17 protein-coding genes are annotated in these 21,592 nt (G+C 58.1%); 6 read left to right on the top strand and 11 right to left on the bottom strand.

Annotated features, from left to right (window positions below):
* Positions 1 to 66: 66 nt before the first annotated feature.
* From yihA to AAAV21_RS03360, 8 genes are all read right to left on the bottom strand, one after another.
* A complete protein-coding gene (gene yihA / locus AAAV21_RS03395) occupies positions 67 to 657 on the bottom strand; it encodes a ribosome biogenesis GTP-binding protein YihA/YsxC (protein ID WP_089572350.1) in 591 nt (196 codons plus the stop codon).
* A 40-nt stretch (positions 658 to 697) separates the two neighbouring features.
* Positions 698 to 1,438, bottom strand: coding sequence for a 5'-methylthioadenosine/S-adenosylhomocysteine nucleosidase (mtnN, locus tag AAAV21_RS03390; protein ID WP_349107469.1), 741 nt, complete (start codon positions 1,436 to 1,438; stop codon positions 698 to 700).
* Positions 1,439 to 1,563: 125 nt separating this feature from the next.
* Positions 1,564 to 2,382 carry a pyruvate formate-lyase-activating protein gene (gene pflA, locus AAAV21_RS03385; RefSeq protein ID WP_349107467.1) on the bottom strand — a complete coding sequence of 273 codons (819 nt, stop codon included), beginning with the start codon at positions 2,380 to 2,382 and terminating at the stop codon, positions 1,564 to 1,566.
* 186 nt (positions 2,383 to 2,568) lie between these two features.
* Positions 2,569 to 3,423 (bottom strand): DegV family protein, encoded by an 855-nt coding sequence (locus AAAV21_RS03380; RefSeq protein ID WP_349107464.1) that lies wholly within the window; start codon positions 3,421 to 3,423, stop codon positions 2,569 to 2,571.
* 438 nt (positions 3,424 to 3,861) lie between these two features.
* Positions 3,862 to 4,113, bottom strand: coding sequence for an autonomous glycyl radical cofactor GrcA3 (gene grcA3, locus AAAV21_RS03375; protein ID WP_055252439.1), 252 nt, complete (start codon positions 4,111 to 4,113; stop codon positions 3,862 to 3,864).
* 85 nt (positions 4,114 to 4,198) lie between these two features.
* Positions 4,199 to 6,250 carry a formate C-acetyltransferase gene (pflB, locus tag AAAV21_RS03370; protein ID WP_055252438.1) on the bottom strand — a complete coding sequence of 684 codons (2,052 nt, stop codon included), beginning with the start codon at positions 6,248 to 6,250 and terminating at the stop codon, positions 4,199 to 4,201.
* A gap of 469 nt (positions 6,251 to 6,719) precedes the next feature.
* Entirely contained in the window at positions 6,720 to 7,733 is a 1,014-nt protein-coding gene (locus AAAV21_RS03365; protein WP_349107462.1) for a 2-keto-3-deoxygluconate permease, read from the bottom strand.
* 107 nt (positions 7,734 to 7,840) lie between these two features.
* Positions 7,841 to 8,590 carry an SDR family NAD(P)-dependent oxidoreductase gene (locus AAAV21_RS03360; protein ID WP_006234857.1) on the bottom strand — a complete coding sequence of 250 codons (750 nt, stop codon included), beginning with the start codon at positions 8,588 to 8,590 and terminating at the stop codon, positions 7,841 to 7,843.
* A 249-nt stretch (positions 8,591 to 8,839) separates the two neighbouring features.
* Here AAAV21_RS03360 and AAAV21_RS03355 point away from each other — a divergent pair, with 249 nt between their 5' ends.
* From AAAV21_RS03355 to AAAV21_RS03335, 5 genes are all read left to right on the top strand, one after another.
* Positions 8,840 to 9,289, top strand: coding sequence for a MarR family transcriptional regulator (locus AAAV21_RS03355; RefSeq protein WP_089572358.1), 450 nt, complete (start codon positions 8,840 to 8,842; stop codon positions 9,287 to 9,289).
* Positions 9,286 to 11,652 carry an ABC transporter ATP-binding protein gene (locus AAAV21_RS03350; protein WP_349107460.1) on the top strand — a complete coding sequence of 789 codons (2,367 nt, stop codon included), beginning with the start codon at positions 9,286 to 9,288 and terminating at the stop codon, positions 11,650 to 11,652. Before AAAV21_RS03355 ends, AAAV21_RS03350 begins: the two co-directional genes overlap by 4 nt.
* Complete coding sequence (locus AAAV21_RS03345; protein ID WP_349107458.1) at positions 11,652 to 13,508, top strand: ABC transporter ATP-binding protein; 1,857 nt, start codon at positions 11,652 to 11,654, stop codon at positions 13,506 to 13,508. Before AAAV21_RS03350 ends, AAAV21_RS03345 begins: the two co-directional genes overlap by 1 nt.
* Before the next feature lie 569 nt (positions 13,509 to 14,077).
* A complete protein-coding gene (locus AAAV21_RS03340; RefSeq protein WP_349107457.1) occupies positions 14,078 to 15,109 on the top strand; it encodes a 3-deoxy-7-phosphoheptulonate synthase in 1,032 nt (343 codons plus the stop codon).
* 352 nt (positions 15,110 to 15,461) lie between these two features.
* Positions 15,462 to 16,106: a GNAT family N-acetyltransferase gene (locus AAAV21_RS03335; RefSeq protein ID WP_349107455.1), complete on the top strand. Its 645-nt coding sequence runs from the start codon at positions 15,462 to 15,464 to the stop codon at positions 16,104 to 16,106.
* A gap of 82 nt (positions 16,107 to 16,188) precedes the next feature.
* On the opposite strand, the gene AAAV21_RS03330 is transcribed toward AAAV21_RS03335, so the two are convergent.
* Together AAAV21_RS03330 and aguA are read right to left on the bottom strand one after the other, a co-directional pair.
* Positions 16,189 to 17,739: an RNA-binding domain-containing protein gene (locus AAAV21_RS03330; protein ID WP_349107454.1), complete on the bottom strand. Its 1,551-nt coding sequence runs from the start codon at positions 17,737 to 17,739 to the stop codon at positions 16,189 to 16,191.
* Between the two features lie 191 nt (positions 17,740 to 17,930).
* Entirely contained in the window at positions 17,931 to 19,052 is a 1,122-nt protein-coding gene (aguA, locus tag AAAV21_RS03325; RefSeq protein ID WP_349107452.1) for an agmatine deiminase, read from the bottom strand.
* A 178-nt stretch (positions 19,053 to 19,230) separates the two neighbouring features.
* On the opposite strand from aguA, the gene AAAV21_RS03320 reads away from it, so the two are divergent.
* Positions 19,231 to 20,034 carry a LuxR C-terminal-related transcriptional regulator gene (locus AAAV21_RS03320; RefSeq protein ID WP_349107450.1) on the top strand — a complete coding sequence of 268 codons (804 nt, stop codon included), beginning with the start codon at positions 19,231 to 19,233 and terminating at the stop codon, positions 20,032 to 20,034.
* Positions 20,035 to 20,406: 372 nt separating this feature from the next.
* On the opposite strand, the gene AAAV21_RS03315 is transcribed toward AAAV21_RS03320, so the two are convergent.
* Positions 20,407 to 21,576 carry an ATP-binding protein gene (locus AAAV21_RS03315; RefSeq protein ID WP_349107449.1) on the bottom strand — a complete coding sequence of 390 codons (1,170 nt, stop codon included), beginning with the start codon at positions 21,574 to 21,576 and terminating at the stop codon, positions 20,407 to 20,409.
* Positions 21,577 to 21,592 lie beyond the last annotated feature (16 nt).

Genomic DNA, 21,592 nt, shown 5'->3' with positions numbered 1-21,592 from the left:
TACAGGGACCTACGCTCTGGAAAGTCGCCGGGCTGATGTTCTGCATTTTATTGATAGGAGCACTTATTAAAGGCAAGCCTCGGCAATGCGGCGCTTGAGCTCGTCGATGCCCACACCGGTTTGGGAGCTTGTGATAATTACGTTTTCGGCCGGGACGTTGAGCTGCTTTTTGATGGCTGCTGCCTGGCGGGCCTGCTGGGTGCGGCTGAGCTTGTCGGCTTTGGTGAGGCAGACGATAAAGTTGAACTCGTTGCCCTGCAGATAGTCGATCATGTCGTGATCGAGCTTGCTCGGGTCGTGACGAATGTCCACCAGCGAGACGACCAAGTTAAAGCTGCGCTCGGAGTCGAAGAAGTCGCCGATAAGTTCTGCCCAGCGGTCACGCTCGGCCTTAGAACGACGGGCGAAACCATAGCCCGGCAGGTCGACGAAGTGCACGTCGTCGGCCTCGAAGAAATTGATGTTGCTCGTCTTGCCCGGTGTGCTCGAAACCTTGACCAGGTTCTTGCGGCCAAAGAGCTTGTTCATAATCGACGACTTGCCCACATTGGAGCGGCCCACAAAGCTCACCTCGGGGCAGGTGGACTCGGGAATCTGCGAAACCTTGCCGTAGCTGGCGACGAACTTGGCAAGCTGATAGTTAATGGAATCGGCCATGGACACTCCTTGGTCGTAGGTTCTTACAAAATGGGGCGCACTATTGCGCAGAGGCAATGCGTCGGACGATATCGAGCGTAATGTCACTTGCATCACGCGCGTACTCGAACAGATCGAACTCGCGGTCACAAATCGCATCGTACGCCTCGTCACAATTATCGCTGATAGCGCGCAACACCAGGCAATCGACACCATTTTTGGTTGCGACATGGGCAATTGCCGCGCCCTCCATGCCGACACAATCGGCATGCGTCGCCTCGATAGCGTCATTGCGCATGGCGGCGCCCGTCACAAAGCGGTTACCCGTGGCAATCGTGCCGACCAGGAATTGTTTGGCTCCCTCGTTCGAAGCGGCTGCATTTGTCGAAGCATCAACAAACCCACGCTCAGCAAGCACATCGGCAGCAATATCGACCAGCGCAGGCGTCGAGCCAAACTCCTCGAGCCCCGGTGCAGACTCGGCGATAAGCGCGGTATCGGTATCCAGATAGCACAGGCGTTTGCCAATGACCACGTCGTCGATATGGAGCTTGGGGTTCAAACCGCCCGCGATACCCGAGAACACAACAGCTTGCGGAGCATACTTGCTAATGAGGTGCTGTGTTGCAGCGGCGGCGTTCACCGTGCCCATGCCCGCCGTTGTGGCGACAACTGTCAGGCCGTCGAGCTCACCGCTCACAACGGTCAAGCCTGCCTCCCGTGCCTCGCAAACGTCGCTCAGCTCTTCCTTAATCTGCATGATCTCTTTTTCGAGCGCACCGATAATCGCGATGGTAGCCATACCATTCCCCAAATCTATGAAAACTGCTTATCCACGGTATGGTACCAGCATTTTGACTCAACCGCGCAATACGAAGCCGCTAGACCAGCGCAGCGCGGGTATCATAAAGGGGCAAAAATGACTTGCTATCCGATGGCGTTTTTGAGTTCGGCGCGGCGCTTTTTCATACCCGTCATGACGGCATTGCGCAGCTCGGGCATGCGCGCGGTATCCATCTGAGGCACGCCCTCAAGCTTATAGGGAATCCCCAGCTGCTCGTACTTGACGAGACCCATCGTGTGATACGGCAGCATCTCCAGACCGACCACGTTGTGCCATGGAGCGATCAGGCGACCGAGTTTCTCGCATTCCTCCACCGTATCGGTGATACCCGGCACCACCACGTGGCGAATAACAACCTTAATCTTGCGGCGCGCGAGCTCATCGCCAAACGCCAGAATGCGTGCGGAATCGCATCCGGTCAACTTTTTATGTTCGACGGGATCGGCGTGCTTAATGTCGAGCAGCACCATATCGGTCTCGTTGAGCACGGCATCGAACTTCTCGGGGTGGTTGGGGTCAAACGCATATCCGCAGCTGTCAAGGCAGGTATGCACGCGGCCATCGGGGTTGTTGTGCATTGCACGGAACAGGTCGGCCAAAAACTCAGGCTGCAGAAGCGGCTCGCCACCCGAAACCGTAATTCCGCCGCTGCGGTAAAACTCATGGTTACTCTGGAACTCGTCCATCAGGTGCTCGACGGTCACCATCGTGCCGCCGTTAACAGACCAGGTATCGGGATTGTGGCAATACGCGCAGCGCATGGGACAGCCCTGAACAAACACCACAAAGCGGATGCCGGGTCCGTCGACCGTTCCCATCGTCTCGATCGAATGCACGCGACCCAGGGCATACGCAGAGTCCTCGGGATGAGCATCCACACCCTCAAGCGTCATCTCAGCCATTCCCGCAACCTTGCCTCTCTTTGGTTATTGCCAATTAAAATGCCAGAGCCATTCTAGCCCATACGCATGATGCTGAAACGGTTTAGCACCCAATTGGATTGCCCTATTTGACCGCACGCAAAAGCGGCGGGAAGGTTATCGCAACCCGCCCGCCGCCATGGCAATTAATATCGATTACGCCAGCCCTTACGCCTTAAGCGTAAGCACCGCACCGAAGGCGGTCGGGCCGCAATGGCTCGAGATGACGCCGCCAACCTGAGTCCAAGTAACGTCCTTAAAGCCCAGGTCGTGTGCATAAACTTCCATGTCGTCGCGCAGCTCCTCGGAAAGACCCACCGAATACGCCAGGCCAATGTGCGAGTAGTCGATCTCGCCCTTCTCAACCATGTGATCGATAAAGGCGCGGGCGCACTTGAGCATAGAACCGCGGAACTTCTTGGTCGCCACGAACTTGCCGCCCGTCACCTCAATGCAGGGCTTAATCTTGAGCAGATGGGCGCCAAGGAACGCAACGTTGGACAAGCGACCGCCCGCCTTAAGGAAGGCAAGGTCGGTAGGAACAAAACCCAGCAACACGCGGTCCATCACCGAATTGGTGAAGGCAAAGATCTCGTCGACGGTGGCATCCGGATGGGCTTCGATAAACTTGGCAGTCTCAACGGCGACAAGCGACTGGCCTACCGAGACAAAGCGCGTGTCCATGGAGAAGACGTAGTCGCGGCCCTTAGCTGCAATCTTGGAGGACTGATGCGAACAGGTCGTGACTTCGGAGTACGCAAGATGCAGGATGGTCGCGTCGGGCTTCTCGGCATGGATACGGTCGTACACGTGAGCAAAATCTGCAGGCGCGCAGCCGCTGGTCTTGGGCATCACGCCAAACTCGTTGCAGCGCGAATATATCTCGAGCGGATCGATCGAACCGTCCTCGACGGTCTCGTCACCAATCGTGACATGCATAGGCACGCGCACGATGCCGTAGCGCTCGCAGAGCTCCGGCGTCACATCCGAACCAGATTCAACCACGATTACGTACTTGCCCATTGTCATCACGACCCATCTCGACGTTGACTTTTCAATACATGACGCACGTCCGCCGTCCTGCTGCAGAACGGCTTCCAAGCGCCAAAGAGACGCCGCCCCTTGCACACAACAAAGGACAGCGTCTCCCTGGAAAACTCCGTGCTTAACTGAGATTCTACACGGTTTATTAAGGAGTGTTACTTATTCCGCAAACGGTAGCTATACGCGATAAACGGTAGCAAGCAAGTATCCAGAACGCTCAACCCATTAGGAGAGTTCCGCCTAAAGGGTGACTACACAGGACCCCGCCGGGGCTGTTTGGGCTACCTCCCAAAATATTCCGCAGGACGCAAGAAGCCCTCGCCGCACGAAGTGCGCAGCGAGGGCTTCTTGCATGTCCGAGGACATTTTGGGAGGTAGCCCAAACAGCCCCGGCGATCCTGCGGGAGTAAAACCCCTTTAGAACTTGTTGTGGAAGGTACGCGAAATGACCTCGTCCTGCTGCTCCTTGGTGAGCGTGTGGAAGTTCACGGCATAGCCGGAAACGCGGATGGTCAGCTGCGGGTACTTCTCGGGGTGAGCCTGAGCGTCGAGCAGCGTCTCACGGTTGAAGACGTTGATGTTCAGGTGGTGGCCACCCTTCTCGGCGTAAGCGTCGAGCATGTGGACCAGGTTATCGGCCTGAGTCTCGGAAACTTCAGAAACCTTCATAATGTGTCTCCTTCGATCGATAGGCGCCGGCCGAAACCGGCGCACTAATCAGTAATCGTTATTGTTAGTATAGCACTAACAATAGTTACTCGCCCAGCTGATCAAGGTCGATATCACCAAAGAACACCTGGTCCTCCTTGCCGAGCGCACCCGGGATGATGGAGAAGGTGTTGGAGATGCCGTCCTGAGCATCGCGGAACGGGAGCTTGGAAACCGAAGACAGCGAAGCGATGGCGCCGTGGCTATCGCGCTTGTGCATGGGGTTAGCACCCGGGGCGAAGGGCTGGCCAGCCTTGCGGCCATCAGGCGTAGAACCGGTCTTCTTGCCGTACACGACGTTGGAGGTGATGGTCAGAACCGAGGTCGTGGGCACGGAGTTGCGGTAGGTGTCGTTCATGCGGATGTACTCCATGAACTGGTGCACAACGTCGTGAGCGATCTGGTCGACGCGGTCGTCGTCGTTACCGTACTTGGGGAACTCGCCCTCGGTCTCGAAGTCGACGATGATGCCGTTCTCGTCACGGACGGGGTGGACCTTGGCGTATTTGATGGCGGACAGGGAGTCGGCCACGACGGAAAGGCCAGCGATGCCCGTAGCGAACCAACGATGCACGTGCTTGTCGTGCAGAGCCATCTGGATACGCTCGTAGCAATACTTGTCGTGCATGTAGTGAATGATGTTCAGCGAGTTGACGTACACGCCAGCGAGCCACTTCATCATGTCGTTGTACTTTGCCACAACGTCGTCGTAATCGAGCGTGTCGCCCTCGACGGCGCGGTACTTGGGGCCGACCTGCTTCTTGGAGACCTCGTCAACACCGCCGTTGAGTGCGTACAGCAGGCACTTGGCCAGGTTAGCGCGGGCGCCGAAGAACTGCATCTCCTTGCCAATGCGCATGGAGGACACGCAGCAGGCAATGCCGTAGTCGTCGCCGTGATAGACGCGCATGAGGTCATCGTTCTCGTACTGGATCGAGGAGCTGGCGACGGAAGTCTTGGCGCAGAACTTCTTGAAGTTCTCGGGCAGACGGGTCGACCACAGAACGGTCATGTTGGGCTCGGGGCTGGTGCCCATGTTCTCGAGCGTGTGCAGGTAGCGGTAGCTCATCTTGGTAACGAGCGTACGGCCGTCAACACCCATGCCGCCGATGGACTCGGTGACCCACTGCGGATCGCCGGTAAACAGGGCCTGGTACTCGGGGGTACGGGCAAACTTGACCATGCGGAGCTTCATGATGAAGTGATCCACGAACTCCTGGATCTGCTCCTCGGTGAAGGTACCGTTGGCAAGGTCGCGCTCAGCGTAGATGTCGATGAACGTAGAGGTGCGGCCGATGGACATAGCGGCGCCGTTCTGCTCCTTGACGGAAGCGAGGTAGGCGAAGTACATCCACTGGATGGCCTCCTGCGTGTTGGTAGCAGGGTTGGAAATGTCGAAACCATAGGTCTCGGCCATCATCTTGAGCTCGCCGAGGGCGCGGATCTGCTCCTGCAGCTCCTCACGATCGCGGATGTTGTCGGCGGTCATGACCGTCGGGGTGGAAGCCTTCTGGGCCTCCTTGTCCTTGATCAGGTAGTCGACACCGTACAGGGCAACACGACGGTAGTCGCCGATGATGCGGCCGCGGCCATAGCCATCGGGCAGACCGGTGATGATGTGAGCCGAGCGGCAAGCACGCATCTCGGGGGTGTAGACATCGAAGACGCCGGCGTTGTGAGTCTTGCGCTCGAAGGTGTAGCGCTCGACAACGTTCTCGTCGATCTTGTAGCCGTGCTGGCTGGCAGCCTGGCAAGCGATGCGGATGCCACCGTTGACGTGCAGCGCGCGCTTGAGCGGCTTGTCAGTCTGGAGACCGACGATGGTCTCCTTCTCGCGGTGGGCGTTATCGATGTAGCCAGCGGGGTGGCTCACGATACCCGTAACGGTCTTGGTGTCCATATCGAGGACACCGCCCTGCTCGCGCTCCTTAAGCAGCAGGTCGAGAACCTCGCCCCACAGCTCCTTGGTACGCTCGGTCGGGCCAGCGAGGAACGACTCATCGCCCTCGTAGGGGGTGTAGTTCTTCTGGATGAAGTCTCGGACGTCAACCTCTCCCGTCCAGATGCCTTCCTTGAAGCCTTCCCATGCCTCCTGCATTGTGTAACCACGCTCCTAGTTACGTGTAATGCGGCGCTCTCTCACACCGCTGCTTATTGAATTCTTGAATGTTCGGCTTGCACTACCGGCTTCTTCCGTTCTTCACCACACGTTGGTGCAGGGAAAACGTTTGTCCACCTTGGAACTACAACCCAAAACCCAAGATTTCACCCGTTTGAGAAGGATAACATAGCGACCCTCTCCATCTGGGCTGTTATATGTTTCTTTTTTTATATCATAAAGGCGTTTTTTACAAACCCGCAGGAAATGCGAGCGCGAACAACTACCGTTCACCGATTTGTTTGGTATTTTTCCTTGCCTTTGTACGACGTTCACTCTAGCTGTTATGTCAGCTTTAGCAGGGTAAAGTGCCCCAGAGACCCCGCAGAAACTGCAGGGCGGCCACGGGATTTCCCCCGGGACCGCCCTGTGGCATGGCTAGTTATTTAGCTTTGATTGCCGCTTGGCATTAGGCGGCTGCGGCGGCCTTGTCGGTCGCTGCCTTGCTGTGGCCCTGACCCTCAAAATGCTTGTAGCACCAGCTGGTGACCAGCGGGGTCAAAATGGCCGTCACGATAGCACATGCTGCGACCTGCGCCGTAGCCGTCGCGAGCACCGCGCCGCCGTACATGGCCTCGTTGACGCTTGCCATGGCGGCAGGCGTGGCCACATTGGCTCCGGCGCAGCTCGAAATGGCCGCACCTGCGACACCCGTACCGCCCGTGAGCTTATCGACCGCGATGACGGGAATTGCAAAGACCACCGAGCAGATCACGCCGAGCAGGATGCCGGGAAGACCACCGTTGATAAGCTGGCCAAAGGTCATGGTCGAGCCCATGGCAAAGAAGACGAGCACGATGATGGCGGAAAGTGCCGGTGCCATCATCTTCTTAAAGCTGGGAAAGAGGTTACCCAGGATAATGCCGACGACGATCGGCAGGATGGCGCCCACGAGCGACCAGCCGATCGGAGCCTGACCGGCAGCACCGAGCACGATCATCGTGACCGGAGGGCCGACAACCAGCGTGGTGATGGCGACGGCGCCACGCTCGGCCTCGTTGCCCATGGTGCCCATCAGCCCGGCGTACATAGCGTTGTTGGCACCCGTGCAAGCGGCCAGCATTACCATGGCCGAGATACCAAACAGGTTGTCGTTGAACACATAAAGGATGAGCAGCGACACGGCAACGACCACGATCTGCTTGACGGCGATGATGATGGCGCCGCGGGCAGCGGCGGCAGGAGCGCTCTTAAACGAAATCGTCGTACCGACGATGAGCAAAAAAGCGCCAACAAGCGGGCCCGCGCCCTGCTGGGTCATGCCGAGCGTAAAGCTGCCGAGCGTTTTGAACAGGTCGGGGAACAGCGTGTTGAGCAGGCAGCCCAACAAAAGCGGCACCAAAATATTGGCACCCGGGATGGAGGACATCTTAAAGAACGGCTCCTTTGCCGCCGACGCCTCCACCGCAGTCGATTCACTCATATATATCTCCTTTGGATGCATGCGAATCGTAGCCGCACGCGCCTTTGCCAGAAAGAAGGCGACGGTCCCGAGTCGCAGGAGCCGTCGCCGAATTAACGTCGGGGGTATTACCCGTCCAGAACGATGCCACCGTCGCAGTCACCGATCTCGCCGTTCACGAAGCTGGCGAGGTCGGAAGCGAAGAAGAGCACCATCTGCGCAGGTTCGCTGGCCTGGGCGGCGCGGCCCAGAGGAATACCGTTGATGATGCGCTGAGAGTTCTCGTCAGAGAGTATCGAGGTCATATCGGTAAGAGTAAGTGACGGGCACACGGCGTTGCAGCGGACGCCAAACTTGCCGCCTTCCTTGGCGACTGCCTTGGTTAGACCGTTAACACCGGCCTTGGAGCTGGCGTAGGCGGCTGTGCCGAGCAGGCCGCCACCGATCTTGCCCGCTACGGAACTCACGTTGACGATAGTGCCGGCATGGGCCGCCTTAAAGTGCGGATACACGGCGTTCATCATAGTGAAGGTACCGTTGAGGTTGATGTCGATGGTGCGACGCCACTCGGTGTCATCAATCTCGTCGAATTTCTTGGTGCTGATGACGCCAGCGCAGTTGATCAGGATGTTGGTTTGCGGCAGGTCCGTAAAAATCTGCTCGACGGTCTCGCGTGCCTTGGGTGCATCGGCGACATCGAGCTGATAGAACTTGTTGCCCTCGCCAAGCTCGGCCACCGCGGCCTCGCCCTTAGCAGCGTTCCTTGCGATGAGCGCGACGTGTCCGCCGCCCGCAACGATGCCCTTGGCAATCTCGAGGCCAATGCCCTGAGTGCCGCCGGTAACGATCGCGGTTTTGCCCGTGAAGTCAAATGCCATGACTCCAACCCCCTTGATTCAGGTGTCTCCTTGCGGGAAGTTGGAGCATCACACGTGGCGATAAATGAGTCCCAGTCGTCATGGTGGTGACAACCCCCCGCCTAACCGCGGGCATAGTAGTTCTTTGAAACGCTTCAGCAATTGAATTTTTTAACTCTTTATGCGCTCTTTATATTGCCCACTGCATGAGGCCCGAATATGCGGGTATCATCTTTCACCGAAAGTAGTTTCTAGTGTTAGGGGTTTTCGGTGGAAGATACCGATTTCCATGAGCTTGGACGTCAGCTCTTAACTGAGTTTGGCAGCATGCATCATCGCATTTCACGCTCTGCGGACAAAGCTCTCGGCGGCGAGATGGCTGTCATGCGCGCCCTCATGCTCGCTGGCGGTTCGCTCACGCCGAGCGAACTCGCAAATCGCGCCTGGGTCTCGAGTGCCCGCATCGCCAATATCTTACGCACTCTCGAAGCCAAGGGCTGGGTCGAGCGCGAGCACTCAAAGACCGACCGTCGTCGTGTACACGTCACGATGACCGACAAGGGATTCCAGAATCTCGAAATCAAACGTCGGGAATTCGAGGAGCGCACCGCGGCCTTCCTCGAGCAGCTCGGCGAAACAGATACCCAAGAGATGGTGCGCCTTCTAAGGCGTCTCAACGAAATTATCGACTGCAATCAAGAAAGGAGAAATGCCAAGTGAGGATTCTCAAGCTCTTTAAAAAGCATGTCCCATCACTGTTCGCAGCTATCGTACTTATCGTAATCAGCTGTAACGCCGATCTGGCACTGCCTACCTATATGAGCGACATCGTCGACGTGGGCGTGCAGCAAGGCGGCATCGCCTCGCCCGTGCCCGACACCATTCGTGCCGAATCGCTCGACGACCTCGAGCTCTTTATGAGCGCCAAGGACGCCAAGACAGTAGAAGCTGCGTTTGGCAAGGCAGACAAAAACGGCATTCGCACGTACAGGGGAACCGAGGATGAGCGCGCCGACGGCGGCAAGATTGCCGATATCATGAGCCTGCCCGAGACCGTCGTCCTTTCGCTCAACCAAGGCATCGACGCCAGCTCCATGGGCGACATGATGGGCGCGTCCAGCGAGAAAGACAACAGCGACGCCCAAGCCATGCCCACGCCCGAGCAAATGGCAGCGATGACGCCCGACCAGCTCGCCGAGATGCAGCAAAAGGCCGCAGCGGCGCAGAATATGCAAAAGCAGATTGATGCCGACGGCGGCAAGATCACCATGAAGAGCCTGCGTCTAGGCGTTGAAGGCGGCCTCATCGACCAGGGCAAGCTCGTCGAGGGCGCCAACGAAATGGCGGACAAGATGGGCTCCATGTCGGGCTCCATTGTCACGCAGCGCGCCGTGACCTACGTGCAGGACGAGTACAAGGCGCAGGGTATCGACCCCGCCGACGTGCAGAACGCCTACCTGGGCCGCATGGCGACCACGATGTTTGGCCTGTGTCTGGTGTCGCTGGTCGCCACCATCCTGACCGGTGCCGTGGCTTCGCGCACCGCCTGCTCCATCGCCCGCGACCTGCGCCGCGAGACCTTCAACAAGGTTATGCACTTCTCGCCGGCCGAAGTGGGCAAGTTTAGCCAGGCCTCGCTCATCACCCGCTGCACCAACGACATTCAGCAGATTCAGATGGCCGCAACCCTGTTTATCCGCATGTGCCTGATGGCCCCCGTCATGGGCATCGTCGCCGTCATGCGCGTCCTGGCCAACCACACCGGCCTGGAGTGGACCATCGCCGTGGCCATCATCGCGGTCTCGGCCGTCGTCGGCGTGCTTATGGGCCTCACCATGCCCAAGTTCAAAAAGATGCAGAGCTTTGTGGACCGCGTGAACCTTACCGCCCGCGAGCTGCTCGACGGCCTTATGCCCATCCGCTCGTTTAACCGCGAGGAGCATGAGCTCGAGCGTTTTGACAAGGCTTCGCTCGACCTGATGACCACGCAGCTCTACACCAACCGCGCCATGAGCTTTATGATGCCGCTCATGATGCTCGTCATGAACTGCATCACCGTGCTTATCGTCTGGTTTGGCGCGCAGGGCGTGTCCGACGGTGTGATGCAGGTCGGCAACATGATGGCGTTTATCTCCTACACCATGCAGATCGTCATGGCGTTTATGATCCTCACTATGGTTTCGGTCATCCTGCCCCGCGCCGAGGTCGCAGCCGAGCGCGTGGAAGAAGTCATCACTTGCCCCACGAGCATCAACGACCCTGCCTCGCCCAAACTGCCCGCGGCCAGCGCGCCGCACGGTGAGCTCACTTTCCGCGACGTGAGCTTCCAGTATCCCGATGCCCGCGCCGACGTCATAAGCGGCGTGAACTTCACCACGCATGCCGGTCAGATGCTCGGCATCATCGGCTCCACGGGCTCGGGCAAGTCCACGCTCGTGCAGCTGATTCCGCGACTGTACGACGTCACCGGCGGCAGTATTTCGCTCGACGGCATCGACGTGCGCGATATGACCCTTTCTGAGCTTCGCCGCCGTATTGGCTATATCCCGCAGCAGGGGCGCCTGTTCTCGGGCACCGTCGAGAGCAACCTCAAATTTGCCGGCGACATGGTGAGCGATGATGACATGCGCCAGGCGGCACGCATCGCACAGGCCGAGGACTTTATCGCCGAGCGCGAGGGCGGCTACGACTCCCCCATCAGCCAGGGCGGCTCCAATGTCTCGGGCGGCCAGCGCCAGCGCCTGGCCATCGCCCGCGCGTTGGCCAAAAAGCCCGAGGTCGTGGTGTTCGATGACTCGTTTAGCGCCCTCGACTACAAGACCGACGCGCGCCTGCGCGAGGAGCTGGCCAAAAACGTCACCGACGCCGCACTCGTGGTCGTGGCCCAGCGCATCGCGACCATCATGCACGCCGACCAGATCATCGTGCTCGACGACGGTCACGTAGTGGGCACCGGCACGCACGAGGAGCTGCTGCACGGCTGCCCGGCGTACCTGGAGATTGCACAGTCGCAGCTTTCCGCCGAGGAGCTGGGGCTTACCCAAGAAGAAATTGCAGCCGTCATGGAAGGAGGCGAGCGCTAATGGCAGACGAGACCAAGACTCAGATTCCCAAGCCCACCCGCCAGCGTGGTCCCATGGGCCGCATGGGTGGCATGCGCCGTGGCGAAAAGGCCAAGGACTTTAAGGGCACCATGAGGCAGCTGCTCGGCTATATCGGCCAGCACAAGATTGCCGTGTTTGCCGCCGTCGCCTTTGCCGTGTGCTCGGTCATCTTTAACATTGTGGGGCCCAAGGTGCTTGGCCAGGTTACGACTAAGCTGTTCGAGGGCTTGGTTGCCAAGGTCAACGGCACCGGCGATGTCGACTTTGCCTGGATCGCCAAGACGCTCGGCTTTTTGCTCTGTCTGTATCTGGCGAGCTCTGCCTGCAGCCTGATCCAAGGCTGGCTCATGACCGGCGTCACGCAAAAGATTTGTTATCGCATGCGCAAGGAGATCGCCGCCAAGATCGCTGTCGTGCCGATGAGCTACTTCAACGGCCACAGCAAGGGCGACGTGCTCAGCCGCATCACCAACGATGTCGACACGCTGGGTCAGTCACTCAACCAGAGCGTGACACAACTCATCACATCGGTGACGCAGATTATCGGCGTGCTCGTCATGATGCTGTCGATCAGCCTGCCGCTCACCGGCGTCACCGTGCTCACGCTGCCGGCAGCCGCGATTATCCTGACCGTAATGATCCACTTCTCGCAGCCGTACTTCCGAGAGCAACAGCAGGTCCTAGGCACCGTCAACGGCATCATCGAGGAGGACTTTGCCGGTCAGAACGTCATTCAGGTGTTCGACCGCGCCGAGGCCTCGATCGAGGAGTTCGACCGTCAAAACGACCGTCTCTTTATTAGTGGCTGGCGCTCGCAGTTCCTGTCGGGCCTGATGATGCCGCTTATGAGTCTGGTGGGCAACATGGGCTACGTGGGCGTCGTCGTGGTAGGCGCGCAGCTCGCGCTGACCGGCAATGCCACGCCCGGCGACATCCAGAGCTTTATCCAGTACGTTCGCAACTTTACGCAACCGGTGCAGCAGCTGGGCAACGTGAGCAACACGATGCAGTCAATGGCCGCCGCTACCGAGCGCGTGTTTGAGTTCCTGGCCGCGCCCGAGGAGGAGCAGAAGGCCGACGCGCAGATTCCCGAGAAGCGCCCCGGCCACGTGGAGTTCGACCATGTCAAGTTTGGCTACACGCCCGATAAGACCATCATCCACGACTTTAGCTGCGAGGCGCAGCCCGGCCAAACCATTGCCATCGTGGGCCCCACCGGCGCCGGCAAGACCACGCTCATTAAGCTGCTGCAGCGCTTTTACGACGTGGACGGCGGTTCGCTGCGCGTCGAAGGCGTCGACGTGCGCGACTGGGACCGCGCGGCGCTGCGCGGCGAGTTTGCCATGGTGCTGCAGGACACCTGGCTGTTTAACGGCACCATCCGCGAGAACATCCGCTACGGACGCCCCGATGCGACCGACGCCGAGGTCGAGGCCGCCGCACGCGCCGCACGCTGCGACCACTTTATCCATACGCTCGCCGGTGGCTACGACTTTATGATCAATGAGGAGGGCACCAACCTCTCACAGGGCCAGCGCCAACTCGTGACCATCGCCCGCGCCATTTTGGCCGACCGCCCGGCGCTGATTTTGGACGAGGCGACTTCCAACGTCGATACCCGTACCGAGGAGCTCATCCAGCGCGCCATGGATGCACTGATGCAGGACCGTACGAGCTTTGTGATCGCGCACCGCCTGTCCACGATCCGCAACGCCGACGTAATCTTGGTGATCCGCGACGGCGACATCGTCGAGAAGGGCACACACGACGAACTGCTCGCCCAGGGCGGCTTCTACGCGGACCTGTACAACTCGCAGTTCGACGAAGCAGCGTAGAATCGGCCGCAGGGAGCGGATGACGCCCGAAAACGGGGGCGCAGAATGAACTGCGCCCCCGTTTTGTGTCCTTTGGGCCTCGAAACGCCTCCCCTGGAACCTGATTGACGCCCTCCCTCAAGGCCCCGTGGACAAAAATGGCAAATATGAGTACTGTCACCTTTTTAGTAACAGCCAAAACTGCCCCAAACGACCTCTTTGCGGCCTAGATATGCCTTCAAATTGATCAAAATGCCCGGTAGCATGCTTCTGTGTGCCAACGTTAATGAACATATTTACTGTTGTGTCTATTATCTTGTAAGATTGATATGATACTACGCTAGCAACAGTACTCATATTTGCCATTTTTTGTCCACAGGGTATGCCGCAGAAGATCCAACTTGCTCCAACGTGCCGTACGCTGACCCTCCCCTTCCGGCGAGCGCCGACATTTCCCCAGATAAAACCGAACAAAATAAACCCGTCCCTTTTCGGCAGGTTTCGCTTGCACTTTAGCGTGCGACAGCGGATAATGCCGAGCATTCGAGAATTCGCCAATTGTTGCCGTTAATTGATAAAGGAGGCCCCATATGGCCATGGAATTCAAGCGCAGGTTGCCGATCCCCATGGAGATCCGCGAGGAAATACCGCTTTCCGCCGAGCTTACCGCCAAAAAGCAGGCATTCGACGCCGAGGTCGCCAAGGTCTTTACCGGCGAGGACGCACGCAAAGTGCTCATCATCGGCCCGTGCTCTGCCGACCGCGAGGACTCGGTGCTTGAGTACATGAACCGACTGGCCAAGGTCGCCGAAGAGGTCAAGGACAAGCTCATCATCATTCCGCGTGTCTACACCAACAAGCCGCGCACCAAGGGCACCGGCTACAAGGGTCTGCTGCACAACCCCGATCCCGAGGCGCCCGATGACCTGCTCGAAGGCGTCAAGGCCATCCGCCACATGCACCTGCGCGTCATCGAAGAGACCGGTTTCTTTACCGCCGACGAGATGCTCTACCCGTCCAACTACCAGTACCTCGTCGACCTGCTGAGCTACGTCGCCGTGGGCGCGCGCTCGGTCGAGAACCAGGAGCATCGTCTGGTGTCGAGCGGCATTTCGGTGCCTGTGGGCATGAAGAACCCCACCGCCGGTTCCACCACCGTTATGCTCAACTCCATCTACGCCGCCCAGGCACACCAGAGCTTCATCTTCCGCAACTGGGAGGTCGAGTGCGACGGCAATCCGCTCGCGCACGCCGTTATGCGTGGCTACATCGGTCTCGACGGTCGTACCTACCCCAATTACCACTACGAACACCTGGAACGCCTGGCCGAGCGCTATACCGAGCATGCCGGCTACGCCAACCCGGCGGCGGTCATCGACTGCAACCACGACAACTCAGGTAAGCGCCCGCTCGAGCAGTACCGCATTTGCAAGGAGGTGCTCGACAGCTGCCGCCGCAACGAGTCCATCTCCAAGCTGGTCAAGGGCTTTATGATCGAGTCTTACCTTGAGGACGGCAACCAGCCGGTCGATGGCGGTGTCTTTGGTAAGTCGATCACTGACCCGTGCCTGGGCTGGGAAAAGACCGACTACCTCATCCACGAGATCGCGGAGCGTATTTAGAGTTACGGCGTTTTGCCAAACGCCGTAACCGGCCGACGCTGCAAACCCGCCAGAGCGGCAATCTGCCTTTCAGCTTCGGCGGCATGACCAAAAGGTCAATGCCGCCTCGCTTCAAGGCACCTTGCTCGCTCTGGCGGGCTTTCGCTGTCGTTGCCAAGACATCGGCGTTACCAAAGCCGGCACTTGGGGACGCTCTTGTTTGACTGGTCGTTTAAGAACGTCCCCAATGACTACCCAATTGCCACCTCTCCGTCCCCGAGGTATCGGCGCTCGTCTGCCGAATGGTTGATGTGGCAACGATGTCGCCATGTCACACTCATAGGTGGCCTGACCCAACCTGGAAGGAGCCTCCATGAGCCTTGACAACGTAACCCTGCGCGCCGCCACGCTCGATGACCTGGCCGGCATCGCCGCCATCTACAACCAGCTGTGGTGCAACACGCTGCGCAACCGCGGCGACGTCGAAGCTGCCGATTTCTGCGCGCGCTTTAACATCGCCATGCAGCTGCAGCGCTCCCCCATCGCACTTGTCGCCGAGACCGAGGGCCGCATTATCGCCGCCTGCTGCATCGGCATCTTCGAGGACGGCAAGCCGCGCACCAATCCCACGTGGGAGCCCTACTATAACGAGATGTTCGCCCAGGCAACCGAGATGGCAAAGACCGCCGATGCCAAGCTCGAGGGCTCGCTCTTTGTAGACAGCCGCGAAAAGGCTACAGCGGATCGCTTTGCCGCCACAGGCAACGAATATGCCCAGGGTCAACTCAACTTGATTATCATTGTGCCTGAATGGCAGGGCAAGGGACTCGGCCGCGAGCTCATCGACCTTGCGCGCGCCGAGCTCGCCAAGGCAGGCTGCACCAAGTTCTTCCTGATGAGCGACTGCAGCTCCGACTGGCAGTTTTACGAACACCTCAACATGAAGCGCATCCTGGAGGACCACAGCCAAGACACCGGCGACGGCTTTATCGTCTACATGTACGGAGGCACGCTCTAAGTACCCCTTCAATCAAGGCGAGCCGGGCACCCGGCCCTTGGCCTCTGCCCAGGATTAACCCAGGGGGCCGGACCGCCCGTCCCTAAACCTGCCCGGCAGCGCGATATCTCGTCGCCCGAGCGCGCCCCTCTTTAACGAGTGTGCCTTCCTCAAGCAAACCGTTGATAACCCGCAGCGTCACGTCGCGCCCAGTTCCCAGAGCGTCCGAGGCATCCTGGCGCGTAAAGCCGCGGGGCCGCTCAAGGGCAAAGCGAATCAAGGTGCGAGCGTATCCACCACGTCGCTCGTCCGAGACATCCTGTAGCATCGCGGACGCCTTGCACGCAACATCAAAGCCAAGCTCCTCCACGAGCTTGGCACGCACCTCGTGGCCGCAGTCGCCATTCATCGACACGTGCCCCTCTCGCTGCGCTCGCACGGATGTAAACGCTTGCGAAACATCGGGCGGCAGCGCCCCTTCCCGCTCGAGCTGCTCATAATCGCTGTAATCCCCACGCAAGTTGGGACCGCTATTGCCACGAGGCGTCAGATGGGAATTGCGCACGGCATTGACGTTGGGCAGCGACAACCTAAACATTGCAGGGTAGGCGCAGACCTCGGGTTCCAACCCTTCCGCCTCATAGAGCGCGCGGATCCCCTTGAGGCCCGTTCCAAACGCCTCGACCATCCCCAGGCGCAAAAAGAGCAGTTGCAGCTTTGGATTCCGAGCGTCCGAGCCGCCCGCAAGCGCCTCCTCGACGCTGATGTGCTGCGGCCCTCCCGCATTGGTAAATTCAAGCGCCGTACGGCTCATCTTGATAAGAGACGCCACCGAAGATTCGTAGTCGCGATGGATAAACAGGTTCAGAATTCCCTCTCGAACAGCCTCGCGGGGATAGTCGTCCTTATCTATGCGATCAAGTCTTCCCGGCACAAAGTACATACGCGTTGCGTTCGATATATTGAGGAACCGTTCGATATCCTCTATCTGCCTAAAGATCGAGCCCTCGCCATCCTGACGGTCGATAAACTCGGTATACGCATCGTCGTTGAAGAGGCCAGCGCGGACTGCAAAGGGGTTTTGGTCAGAGACCAGCAGTGCCAAATTGGTGTAAAAGCCCAGCTCATCGATAAGGCCGAGATTCTTTTGAGAGGTTTGATCAAACGTAATCTCCGCGCGCCTAAAGACCCGCTCGGCTTCAAAAAACGTCAAACTCTGTTCATGAGAGCGCGCGGTCTCAAAATAATCGCCGTCGGTGCGCTTGATCATCGAGCGGATCTGGGCCATCTCGATGGGCACGTTGGCAGGACCCAGGCGCCGATATACCCCGGCGGGAACAAATCCCTTCGAGCACAGGCAGTACGGCTTGTGAGGACCCGCTTCCACCTCGATTTTCACCAACGCTGCGCCATCGATGTCCAATGCGGAGACCGTCGTGATTTCAGAAACGTCGGGATACACGCCATCGGTTATTGCATTAGAGCATTGAAGCATGGTGGCATCGATATCGTCCACGCCGATGATGCTGCCAAAATCGTCGATTCCGATATACAAGGTACCGCCATTCGAATTGGCAAACGCCACCACAGCTTTGAGCAGCTTAGGGGTAAATGTGCACTTGAACTCCACGGTCTCACTTTCAACAAGCTGCATGCTACCCCCTATCATCGACTATCGACGATTCTAGACCAACTATCGACGATAAGCAAGGCCCCCTGGTACCCTCGCTTAGACCCGAGCGCCCGCGTGCAATGCTGCCCGCCGCACGCAAAAGGGCCCGCCAGCGTGTGCGCCAGCGGGCCCCAGGTCATATCGACACTACCCCGTGTGCCGTGCAACCGCCTCTACTTGCAGCGCGCCTTGGGCTGCTGCTGGGTGATGCGGTGGATGTTGCCGCCACCATAGATGACCTCGCGCGTCATGATGCCGATGACCTCGCGATCCGGATAGGCGGCTTGGATATCCTTGAGTGCCTGGGCATCGTTGGGGTCGCCAAACTGTGGCACCAGCACTGCGCCGTTGACGGGCAGGAAGTTGAGGTAGCTCGGCTCGAAAGCATCCTCGGGGGTACGCGGCAGCACGCCCTCGACGGGGTCAATCGTGCTGGCTTCCTCTTCGGTCATATATACCGAGGTCGCAGGCATAATCACCTTGTGGATCTTGAGCTTGCGGCCACGAGCATCCGTCGTCTCGGAAAGCGTCTTATACGCCTCTTGGCACTCCTTGTAGAACTTATGGTTGGGATCATCGGTCCACATGCAGCAGACCTCGCCGGGCGCACTAAAGCATGCGACGTCGTCCACATGACCGTTCGTTTCGTACGGATCGATACCGTCCTTGATCCAGATAACCTTCTCGATACCGAGATACTCAGAGAGCTTCTCCTCAATCTGCTCCTTGGTGTACTGCGGGTTGCGGTCCTCGTTGAGCAGACACATCTCGGTGGTCACGACGGTGCCTTGACCATCACAGTTGAACGAGCCACCCTCGAGGATATAATCCTCGGGACGATAGCGGTTAACCTGCTCGAGCTGTGCCACCTGCAAGCCAATGGAAGCGTCCTTGTCCCACGGGAAATACAGGCCGTCAATGAAACCGCCGTAAGCATTAAAGTGGAAGTGCGAAAGAGCAACCTCACCATTGTCATTAACAAGGAACGCCGGGCCGGAGTCGCGAATCCAGCTGTCGTTGTACTCCATGTGGATAACGCGCACGTTCTCAACGCCGTCGAAGATCTCACACACCGCGGGGAAGTCTTCGGTGTTAACGCCCACAGTGATGGGCTGAAAACGTGCAATGGTCTTGATGATCTCGGTGAAGACCTTCTGCGCCGGCTTGGCGCCGTAGCACCACACGTCGGAGCGGTGCGGCCACAGAATCCAGGTACGCTCCTGTTCCTCATACTCGCCGGGCATATAGAACCCATCCTTCTTAGGTGTGGACTCACTCTCGTAGATGGTCTTCATTTCAAGCTCCTAAATCTCGGTGCTTTTGCTTGACGAGACCATGATGCGGTCGCACCGAGATGTTCTCAATGGTCCCTCGAGCCCCTTTCAGCGACCGACGGTATACCATTCGCTGACCTAAAGTTCTATTCATGCCGAGAACATGACATACTGGGTTCCACAATGGAAAGGACGCCCTATGCCCCCATGCAATAAACAGCAGACTATTGAGTTGGACAGTACGACCTGGACTGCTCTCAACGAGCTCGCGCTTGCAATCCACGCATCACACGGTGTCGATAAGCTGAAAAAGGAGACCCTCGAGGGAACGACAGGGCTCGTGCCCCATCGGATCGCCATGTTCGACCTGATCGAGGTGGCGGGCAGTGATGCCCCACGCTACGTCCACCCCGCAAGCAGCGGAATGGACGACCGCGCGCTGAGCGACTACTACAACCGCTACGCCGCGATGGACTATACAACATGGAGCTTTGACCTACATAAGGTCGGCGTCTACCGCGACCTCGACCTCGTCGACGTCGAGCGACGCGATGCCACGCCCATCTATCGCAAATGGATGGAACCGCAGGGCGTCTACTTTGGCTGTACGGCCACGCTCGCGCACAACGACAGCCCGCTAGGAAGCATCACCCTGTTTCGCGAACGCACGGCCGGAGACTTCACCGACACCGAGCTCGCAATCCTGCTCGAAGTCGCTCGGCACGCGAGCCTCGCGCTCGCCAACCTCTATCCTCGGGGCATTAAGCTCACCCAGACAGAAGACGCAAACCATCTGAACGCCTTCATTACAGAACACAATATCCAACCGCGCGAAGCCGAAGTCATGCGGCTCATGCTCGACGGCAAAACGAACAAACAAATGGCAAACGAGCTATTCATAAGCGAGTCAACTGTCAAGAAGCACGTCAACGCCATCTATCGCAAGCTCGGCGTCAGCAACCGCCTGGGCCTTATGACTGCCGTGCAAAACATCCCGCGATAAAAAAGGGCGCCCTCCATGCAGAGAACGCCCTTTGATTTCGCCATTTGAATTAGTGTCGGCTCTGGCTCAAAGAGTAGACAGGTTTATTTTGGCAGGTTTTATCTGGGCAAACGCCGACCGCCGCGGAGGAGCCACTCCGCCTCGCGGCGGTCTTCTAACAGAAAAAACCAAGTGAGTAGACTTCTTGCGGAAGGCCAAGCACGCTCCAAAACGCCACAGCTCTAACCTGCGGTTTTATTGAGCGTTTGTCGCGATGTGCTCGGCATATCCAAATAAGTCTACTCACTTGCATCTAAGATGCACCAGATAGGCAAAAAACCGCCGCAAAAGGGGCCGGTTCCCTTCGCGGCGGTCGTTAATACGCCGAGCTTGTTATCGCAAAAGCCAATCACGCGCCGAAACCACACTACAGTCTTTCGACTCATACGTTGAGTCCACGCGGGCCACAACATAGCGCGCATCTTTTGCAATGTCGATCTCATCGCATACAGTCTGTAGATGACGGGCGTACTTATCGTGATACGTTCTGGATGATTTTATTTCGATAGCCTTGGGACTCCCTGAGTTTGTACAGTCGAGCAAATCGATTTCACGCTTGCTATCGTCCCTATAGAAATACAGCTCGGGATTCTCGCCCACGTTGAGATGGCTCTTCGCCGTTTCGGAAACGATGAGGTTTTCGAAAACGGCTCCCAGATAAGGACTCTCCAATAGTTGCTCCAGTGATCCAATTTTGAGCAAGTAGCAGAGCAGCCCCGCGTCGTAAAAATAGAGCTTGGGCGTTTTAGTTAGACGCTTCTTGGCATTTGCATAATAGGGCTGCAGCGAAAACGTCAGGTAGCTCTGCTCCAGAATGGACAACCAGCTTTTAATGGTCGATACGCTCACGCCCGTATCTCGAGAAAGCGAGGATATATTGATGAGGGCACCGACACTCTGAGCAATTATGGACAGAAACTTATGAAACTCCGCCTTATTGCGCACATCAAGCAAGCCCACAACATCGCGCTCAACATAGGTATCGATATAGCTGGGGAAATAAACCGAGGACGGCATTCCGGCGGAACGCAGGCGAGGGTATCCCCCTTCGAGCGCGAACAAATCCACTTCCAGCTGCCCCTGCTGGCCCCTCTCCGCTTCTCGAAACGATAATGGCAGCAATTTCAAGATCCCGACTCGCCCGGCAAGAGACTGGCCGATGCTTTTCATCATCAAAAAGTTTTGCGATCCCGTAAGGATGTATTGACCGGCGTCTCCCCGCTCATCCGAAACAACCTGGATCATCGAGAACAAATCCGGGGCGTATTGCGCCTCATCGATGATGAGTCCGCCCTTTCGGTTGCGGATAAAACTCACCGGATCCTCCAAGGCCGCGCGCCTCGTTTGGGGGTCCTCAAGCGTGACATAGGAATAGTCGGGAAAGGCATGCCTAACCAGCGTAGACTTACCGCTCTGCCTAGGCCCCGTCAACGACACAACAGGAAACCAACCCGCCATGCGAATGAGCAACTCATGCAAATCCCTGTTAATGTACTCGGCCATATCAACGCCCCTTATA

Origin of the sequence: Collinsella sp. CLA-AA-H302 (assembly GCF_040093305.1) — a bacterium.
Taxonomy (GTDB): domain Bacteria; phylum Actinomycetota; class Coriobacteriia; order Coriobacteriales; family Coriobacteriaceae; genus Collinsella.
The sequence above is the reverse complement of the archived record's forward strand: the minus strand, read 5'-3'. Positions and strand labels throughout refer to the sequence as shown.

What these genes read in the sequence shown, in the direction of transcription:
- yihA (WP_089572350.1), bottom strand. Translation starts at nt 657, where the DNA reads ATGGCCGATTCCATTAACTATCAGCTTGCCAAGTTCGTCGCCAGCTAC.
- mtnN (WP_349107469.1), bottom strand. Translation starts at nt 1,438, where the DNA reads ATGGCTACCATCGCGATTATCGGTGCGCTCGAAAAAGAGATCATGCAG.
- pflA (WP_349107467.1), bottom strand. Translation starts at nt 2,382, where the DNA reads ATGGCTGAGATGACGCTTGAGGGTGTGGATGCTCATCCCGAGGACTCT.
- AAAV21_RS03380 (WP_349107464.1), bottom strand. Translation starts at nt 3,423, where the DNA reads ATGGGCAAGTACGTAATCGTGGTTGAATCTGGTTCGGATGTGACGCCG.
- grcA3 (WP_055252439.1), bottom strand. Translation starts at nt 4,113, where the DNA reads ATGAAGGTTTCTGAAGTTTCCGAGACTCAGGCCGATAACCTGGTCCAC.
- pflB (WP_055252438.1), bottom strand. Translation starts at nt 6,250, where the DNA reads ATGCAGGAGGCATGGGAAGGCTTCAAGGAAGGCATCTGGACGGGAGAG.
- AAAV21_RS03365 (WP_349107462.1), bottom strand. Translation starts at nt 7,733, where the DNA reads ATGAGTGAATCGACTGCGGTGGAGGCGTCGGCGGCAAAGGAGCCGTTC.
- AAAV21_RS03360 (WP_006234857.1), bottom strand. Translation starts at nt 8,590, where the DNA reads ATGGCATTTGACTTCACGGGCAAAACCGCGATCGTTACCGGCGGCACT.
- AAAV21_RS03345 (WP_349107458.1), top strand. Translation starts at nt 11,652, where the DNA reads ATGGCAGACGAGACCAAGACTCAGATTCCCAAGCCCACCCGCCAGCGT.
- AAAV21_RS03340 (WP_349107457.1), top strand. Translation starts at nt 14,078, where the DNA reads ATGGCCATGGAATTCAAGCGCAGGTTGCCGATCCCCATGGAGATCCGC.
- AAAV21_RS03335 (WP_349107455.1), top strand. Translation starts at nt 15,462, where the DNA reads ATGAGCCTTGACAACGTAACCCTGCGCGCCGCCACGCTCGATGACCTG.
- AAAV21_RS03330 (WP_349107454.1), bottom strand. Translation starts at nt 17,739, where the DNA reads ATGCAGCTTGTTGAAAGTGAGACCGTGGAGTTCAAGTGCACATTTACC.
- aguA (WP_349107452.1), bottom strand. Translation starts at nt 19,052, where the DNA reads ATGAAGACCATCTACGAGAGTGAGTCCACACCTAAGAAGGATGGGTTC.
- AAAV21_RS03320 (WP_349107450.1), top strand. Translation starts at nt 19,231, where the DNA reads ATGCCCCCATGCAATAAACAGCAGACTATTGAGTTGGACAGTACGACC.
- AAAV21_RS03315 (WP_349107449.1), bottom strand. Translation starts at nt 21,576, where the DNA reads ATGGCCGAGTACATTAACAGGGATTTGCATGAGTTGCTCATTCGCATG.